At 62.4% G+C, this 237-nt stretch carries 1 pseudogene; it reads right to left on the reverse strand.

Features of this window, described 5'->3' with window-relative positions:
* Positions 1-237 (reverse strand): annotated as a pseudogene (locus Ga0451573_RS19555) (ABC transporter permease); the annotation flags it as partial.

Below are 237 nucleotides of genomic sequence, written 5' to 3' on the forward strand. Positions count from 1 at the left end.
GGCGCGAGCACGACGCGCGGCAGGGCATTGGCCGCCTTGACATAAGGATCGAACACCGCAGCGAGCAAGGGCTTGCGGGCAAACCAGAACCCGATGATGACCCCGCCGAGCGAACCGATGATGAAGGCAAGCGCCGCCTCGGTCAGCGTGATGCCGAGGTGATACCAGATCGATCCTTCCGTGAACCACTGAACCATGCGCTTGCCCACGGCGAGCGGTTCGGCAAAGAAAAAGCTG

Source organism: Phosphitispora fastidiosa, assembly GCF_019008365.1.
GTDB classification, from domain to species: Bacteria; Bacillota; Thermincolia; order Thermincolales; family UBA2595; genus Phosphitispora; species Phosphitispora fastidiosa.